The organism is Erwinia sp. INIA01 (assembly GCF_025947915.1).
GTDB lineage: Bacteria > Pseudomonadota > Gammaproteobacteria > Enterobacterales > Enterobacteriaceae > Erwinia > Erwinia coffeiphila.
Window position 1 is genome coordinate 270097 of the sequence record NZ_JAPDNC010000009.1, and the last position, 6667, is coordinate 276763.

Genomic DNA, 6667 nt, shown 5'->3' on the forward strand with positions numbered 1-6667 from the left:
CGAACAGACTGCCGCTTTTGCCAGCGGCCTGGGGACTGACTGAACCGCTTTGCCTCTCACCCAGGCTTCCTGGTAAACGCGTATACAGACGATATGGCACGGCAGTTATGATGCCCCCCGCCGAAAGCGTTCAACCTCTTCAGGCAGGCGATACAGCGAATCGATCGTCACATCCGCCCCTGCGCCGACAAGACGGCTGGCGTGATCTGGCGTGGTATGCGCACCGCCGGTGAATCCGACCACGTACATACCGGCCCGTTTTGCCGCCATCACGCCGTGTACCGAATCTTCAATCACCAGCGTGTTGCCCGGCCGCGCATTAAACTGTCGCGCGCCGTGCAGAAAAATATCCGGCTCGGGCTTGCCTCGCCCCGGTCCTAAATCCCTCGCTGAATAGACATGTGGTGCGAACAGTTTTTTTAGTCCAACCTGCGTCAGCACAGTGTCCAGCTGTTCACTACCGGAATTGGAGCAGATGCATTTCGGCGTTGCAATCGTACTGACCACCTCCATGCTGCCCGCAATCCTTTCCAGCTCGCTGGCAAATTTCGCCATCAGCCGGGGATAAAAATCCTCACCGATATTTGCGGGCAGGCTCACCGCGCTATCCTGTCGGATACGCCCGATTAACGCATCCCAGTCCAGCCCACTGTATAAACGCGTAAAACCGGCAACGTCAATGTCTACACCGTGCTGATTCAGCAGCGAGACGGTTAATCTGATACCGATAATTTCAGAATCAATCAGCACGCCGTCACAATCAAAGATGATCAAATCCAGAGTCTTCATTATCTGTTCTTCACCACGCATCATTATACGAAGGGCGGCTAAGCGCCGCCCGAAGGTCATCACTCAACGGTCCAATGTTAATCAGGCCACGTTAAGCTGTTTTTTGTACTTCACCAGCAGCTGCTGGATATCGCGAAGCCGGGAAACCGCAATCGAGGAAAGCTTCTCTTTCGACACGTTACGGTCAAGTGAGATGCAGTCCTTCCACAGTGAACGCCCAGCTATCACCCCGGAAGCCCCGTTACGCAGCGAGATATCCACCTGAGTGAGGAAGGTAGCATGATCGACCCCGGCAGACAGTACGGCCCACGGCACGTCACCGCAGATATCCGTGACCGCTGCACAGGACTGTTCGCTGCCCGGATAAGGAATTTTCAGGACTTTAGATCCGCAGTCAATACACGCCTGGCAGCCTTCCTGGATCAGCTGAGGGATTTTGCTCTGGTATTCCTCTTTGCTCTCACCTTCCAGCTGATAGGTTAGAAATTCGACCACCAGGAACAGATCTTCGTGAGCAAAATCGGCAATCACATCACGTAGCGTCTGCAGGTTGGCCACGTTGGCTTCCGGCTTATCGCTGCGCAGATAGATCATAATCTTGCCACCCGTCGCCCCCAGCTCACGCACTTTGCGGGCGGTGATCCCTTCCACCATGTTGGAAATGCGATACCCTTCCGGCGACGTACCCCAGCCGGAGGCATCCAGGCCAATCAGCAACCCGGTATCGCGCGGCACCACGCCTTCATCAATAATTCCCGGAACGGCGCAGATCGGGTCAACGAGTACGCAGCCAGCCTGTGAAGCCAAATAGGCGGTAATATCGTATTTCGTTTTTCCTAAGGTTTCATTACTGATTAGCGCCTGTTCTTCTGGCGTTGCCGCCAGCAAAGTACGCATGCCACCACGCTGGTCGCAGGCAACCACCATCATCGAACCGGTTGCATCGCAAATCATTTGATAACCACGTCGTTCTGCCGTTGTCATTTTGTTCATCAATGTATTCCTCATAGGGTGAGAGTAAGTAAATTTTAATTACGCCAATTGTTCTCTTTGATCCAAATAATCAGTTCGTCATTGCTGGTACTGATATCCTGGTCAACGGTATAAAGTTTCCCCAGACACATTGGCTTTGCGTGTTCAGCCAGTAAAATAAGCTCAGGAATATATTCCTCACCCGGGTGACCTTTCACCCGGCAGTGGCAGCGTTGTTTATATCGCTCGGCTACCAGGTCAGGCGACGCCTTAACCCATATTTCTAAAACTCTGACTTCACCAAGTTTTTCCAGATATCCTTCAAGTACCGATTTATCACGAAAACCAAACCAGGCATCCATAATAAATACTGTCTCTGGCGGAGAGGACATCACAATGTTAAACATGGACTCGTAGGCCGCGTATCCCAGCTTTCTGTTTAATGGCCTGTCGATAATGTCCGCGAACTGAACCATAAAAGGTTCTTTAATTTTATCGATACTCAGCACCGGATAAGAAAAATAATCGGCAATAATTTTCGCGACTGAACTCTTACCTGATGCCGGGATACCGTTGACTAGAATCAGTGTTTTCATAGTAGTCCGATAATTTCATCAATCGTTTTCGCTTGCCTGATATGTCGTAACGTCTCCTCCTGCTCCAGTAGTCCAACGATGGATGCAATGCCTTCGGTGATATGGGAATCGCCATTCACACCGCCGAACATTACAACGATATCGACCGGAGGACTGCCGTTAATCGACGTCGGTTTGTTTAATGTCACCATGCTGAAACAGTCTTTAATGACGCCACATTCCGGTCGTGCATGTGGAATGGCAATACCTTCATCAAAAACATAATAGGCACCGTATTCGAGCGTGTTATCAATCACCGCCTGCGGGTAATGTTCAGTGACAAACCCGCCTGCAATTAATGGCTTTGCCGCCTGGTGAATGATTTCATTCCAGGAATCAACTTCCATCTGGACTTGAATATATTGGTTTTCTGCAAGAAAGTTCTTTATGCTCATGTTACCTCATATATTTTTTCGGATGGTATTCCTTAGCTCATCCATTTTTATAAAGACATCATCTACACGATGGCGATATGTCTTACTGGATGAATAAATCTTTATCGCCTGATTGTATTTAACCATTAATACTTTCTGCGCATTATTATCAGCAGGGTTAGCCGCCAGTTCGGATTCAAGCTTCTTTAATTCAGTAGCAATAATATCTGCCTGTTCATTATTTTCCGTTTCTGTTGCTGAATTTTCCGGGCTGAACATTTGCTTTAGCTTTGAGAACATAGTTCCTCCTATTTTCTCAACTTTCTATTGGCAAACCAGACAATAAAGACGACGAAAGCAATAAAACCGATGACAAATGGCCACTCATTCTGGAAGGCGTGGCCGAGTACCAGGCCGGTAGCGATCACATCCGAATCACTGAAGGTCACCCCTTTGAAGCCGAAGGTTTCAAGCAGTGGTACCAGGATTGCCGGCAGCAGGGTAATAAACAGGCCGTGCACCACACCGCCAATTATCGCGCCTTTGCGTCCGCCCATTGCGTTGCCAAACACCCCGGCAGCACCACCGGCGAAAAAGTTGGTGAGCAGGCCAGGCAGAATCATCGCCAGACCAAACATCGGGAAGACAATCATGCCGATAATTGACCCTACGGTGGTGGCCAGGAAGCCGACAATCACCGCATTAGGGGCATACGGAAACAGTACAGGGCAGTCGAGAGCGGGTTTAGCATTTGGAACCAGGCGCATGGCGATACCACGGAAGGCCGGTACCAGCTCGTTAAGCAGCAGGCGTACGCCGCTGTACAGAACAAAGACCCCGGCGACAAACTGCATCGACTGCATAAATGAGAACATGATGTAGTTGGTGCCGTTGGAGAACTGGGCGATGTAGTCAGGACCGGCGAAAATGGCGGGGATGATATACATCGGCACCATGATAACCGCCATCGACAGGTAGGTATCCTGCAGGAACTTGAAGTTATCCGGCAGCGTCAGGTCTTCCGTTGAGCGTGAGTTCTTACCAATGGCTCTGGCAACCGCCGCCTGAACCAGATAGCCGATGGTACAGAAGTGACCCAGTGCAACGTCATCTGAATCCGTGATCTTGCGTACGATGGGCTGGGCGATGGCCGGCATCAGTACCGCCATGATGCCGCCGAAAATTCCTCCGGTCAGAATCAACGTCGCTCCCGTCAAACCGGCTTTGTAGCCGATTACTGTACCGATAGTGGCCATCCACAGCAGCGCCTGCCCGGTCAGGAAGATATATTTAAACGGCGTGATACGGGCAATGAGGATATTGACGGCAAAAATCACCAACAGCGTCAGTGCCACTTCCGAACCCAGCTCGCGGTTCGCTACGCCTGCGATAGCCGCCACATCCGTTATGTAGCCCTGCATACCGAAACCGCTGGTAAAGATGTCGTTGAGGAAGGTTAAGGCGGCAACAATGATATTGATGCCCGCCATCATGATCAAAAAGCCCAGTAGCGTTTTGAAGGTGCCCTCAATCGTTTTGCCGACGGATTTTTTCTGTAGGATCAATCCCAGCATGGCGATCAGTGCAATCAGTATTGAAGCCTGGCCGAGAAAGTCTTTCACAATAAAATGAATAATAGCGTCCACTTATCACCCCAAGTTTCAGTTTGAGTTCATATAGGCGAGGATTTTTTCTTCTATTTCTTTTTTATCAGTGAGCTTATTTAATATAATGACTTTCTTTTTCTGATCGTCGCTGGCATCCGATGTTAATACATCAGCAAACATTTTCTGCGTCAGAATAATGTCATATTTGAATGAGGATGCTTCTGATACTGTAGTGTGCTCAATATCGGCATCAATACAGAGTTTTTGTAAAACAGATTTCGCGCTCATTTCAATCGCAAAACTTGAGCCAAGACCACAGCCACATACGCAGAGTACTTTAAGCATGTTAACACCTCAGATAAGGTTATTTATTTTAGCCAGTTTGTAGAGGTTACTATCTTCATCCACTAAACGTTTGTCGGAATTTTCAAGATCGATCGGGATTGCTTTATTATTGTTATTCATAACAATGACTTTATTGGTCAGGCCGCTTTTAATGCATCGAACAACTTCCTCTGCAAGAATAGCACCCTGAATAATCTCTTCACCGGTAGGCTTACCGCTGCGTAATCCATATCCCAATATGGTTTTTCTGATTCTTATACCAATTTTATGTTCAAGCTTACCGATCATAGTATCGATAGCACCCTGGAACCCCGGAGTGTACTCTTTGGTATAGCCTTCAGAACAAAGAATAATGACGCTATTCTGACTGTCGATTTTTTGCTTTATCCGACCTGCCAGAGTGTCGATATCCCACGGAACTTCAGGGATCAACGCAATATCCGCATTACTTTTCAGTGCAGCCTGTAATGTCAGTTCGCCGCAATAACCACCAAGCAGCTCGATCATAAAAATTCGGCCCGGTAAACCACGCCCGGTGTTACGTAGCTTTTCCACCTCACTAATAACCTGTTCACAGGCGGTAGAAAAACCAATGGTATAACTGTTGCCCGTAATGTCATTATCAATGGTCATTCCTACGCCATAACAGTTAATATCGTAGGTACTGAGCATTTTCAAAAATTGAAATGAACCATCACCGCCGCCCATGATCAAACAGTCTAGTTTCTTTAGACGGATATTTTTAGCAATTCGTTCATAGTCAGATCGTTTACACTTATCTTCTTTTCTTCCCGAAGAAATAATCGGCACGGAAGAAATTGATAAATCAACCAGATCGCGGCGAGATATATCTTTGCAGCGATTTTCAATCAAACCGTTAATACCACCATCGAAAATAACGATTTCAGCATCCGTCATACGGTCAATCTGAAATAAAAAATTATTCATTCCGCTGACATCACCACCGCTTATTACTAATCCTATTTTCATGGCTGACCTCAGTTATTCATTCACCGAAAACGTGCAGTGAATGTTAGAGAACCATGAATTTAATTTTTTGAAGCACGTCTCATTTTTGAAACGATTTTGGCCATTAGAGAGTCTTGACAGCCTGAAAATAAAGCTATTTTTGTGATGTATATCACGCGTTTTAATCGATCATTTTATCAGAAAACAAATAACCAATTGATATTAAAGATAAAAAATTATTTGATCCATGTGGTGCTATTTCCTTTATCTTGCTTGAATAAGCGATTCGTTATTTTGTGAGATATTTCACATTAATCTGGGTTCTGAGATTTTGCTAAGAGCTGAGATGATGAAATATTTGTGGAATAAAGGAATGAGAATCGAGGGATGCGGAGGTTCACGAATGTGAGATGTTGGGGTACAAAAGCACACAGCTGTAGGGATATGATGATATGAGGGCATACGGATACTCAGGTTATCAGATGTGAGAGTTCACAGGCATACCTATGTGAGAATGTGAGAATGTGAGAATGTGAGAATGTGAGAATGTGAGGATACATAGATTTACCGGAATGGGATGTGATGTGATGATACTGAGATGAATAGAGGTGGGTTGGGTGTAAGTGTGTGCAGGGATCTGAAGATACGTTGAAAAAATACGCATTCGTAGGGGGTCGAAGGTATGAATACGAAAAAGCCCTGAGCTAATGCTCAGGGCTATCGTAATAAGTGGCGGAACGGACGGGGCTCGAACCCGCGACCCCCTGCGTGACAGGCAGGTATTCTAACCAACTGAACTACCGCTCCACCGATTCTGTACTGATATCAGAAACTGTCTGATTTCAGGTGTTTCGCCTTTACCTTGTCAGGGGTAAAGTCACGATCCGTTAAGGATCTTAATTTGATGCCTGGCAGTTCCCTACTCTCGCATGGGGAGGCCCCACACTACCATCGGCGCTACGGCGTTTCACTTCTG

At 47.2% G+C, this 6667-nt stretch carries 8 protein-coding genes and 1 tRNA gene; all 9 read right to left on the minus strand.

The annotated features are described in order from the left end of the window. Positions 1 to 105: 105 nt before the first annotated feature. Complete coding sequence (locus OMR58_RS17485; RefSeq protein WP_264546513.1) at positions 106 to 789, minus strand: HAD family hydrolase; 684 nt, start codon at positions 787 to 789, stop codon at positions 106 to 108. Between the two features lie 81 nt (positions 790 to 870). Next, entirely contained in the window at positions 871 to 1782 is a 912-nt protein-coding gene (locus OMR58_RS17490) for a tagatose-bisphosphate aldolase (protein WP_264546514.1), read from the minus strand. A gap of 35 nt (positions 1783 to 1817) precedes the next feature. Then, positions 1818 to 2357 (minus strand): AAA family ATPase, encoded by a 540-nt coding sequence (locus OMR58_RS17495; protein WP_264546515.1) that lies wholly within the window; start codon positions 2355 to 2357, stop codon positions 1818 to 1820. Next, a complete protein-coding gene (locus OMR58_RS17500) occupies positions 2354 to 2791 on the minus strand; it encodes a PTS sugar transporter subunit IIA (RefSeq protein ID WP_200562561.1) in 438 nt (145 codons plus the stop codon). The genes OMR58_RS17495 and OMR58_RS17500 overlap by 4 nt, the downstream gene beginning before the upstream one ends. Positions 2792 to 2797: 6 nt before the next feature. Beyond that, positions 2798 to 3070: a hypothetical protein gene (locus OMR58_RS17505; protein WP_200562563.1), complete on the minus strand. Its 273-nt coding sequence runs from the start codon at positions 3068 to 3070 to the stop codon at positions 2798 to 2800. A gap of 8 nt (positions 3071 to 3078) precedes the next feature. Next, complete coding sequence (locus tag OMR58_RS17510; protein WP_264546516.1) at positions 3079 to 4416, minus strand: PTS sugar transporter subunit IIC; 1338 nt, start codon at positions 4414 to 4416, stop codon at positions 3079 to 3081. A gap of 15 nt (positions 4417 to 4431) precedes the next feature. Beyond that, a complete protein-coding gene (locus tag OMR58_RS17515; RefSeq protein WP_200547630.1) occupies positions 4432 to 4722 on the minus strand; it encodes a PTS sugar transporter subunit IIB in 291 nt (96 codons plus the stop codon). 9 nt (positions 4723 to 4731) lie between these two features. Beyond that, entirely contained in the window at positions 4732 to 5712 is a 981-nt protein-coding gene (locus tag OMR58_RS17520) for a 6-phosphofructokinase (RefSeq protein WP_264546517.1), read from the minus strand. 709 nt (positions 5713 to 6421) lie between these two features. Beyond that, a tRNA-Asp gene (locus OMR58_RS17525) sits at positions 6422 to 6498 on the minus strand. Positions 6499 to 6667 lie beyond the last annotated feature (169 nt).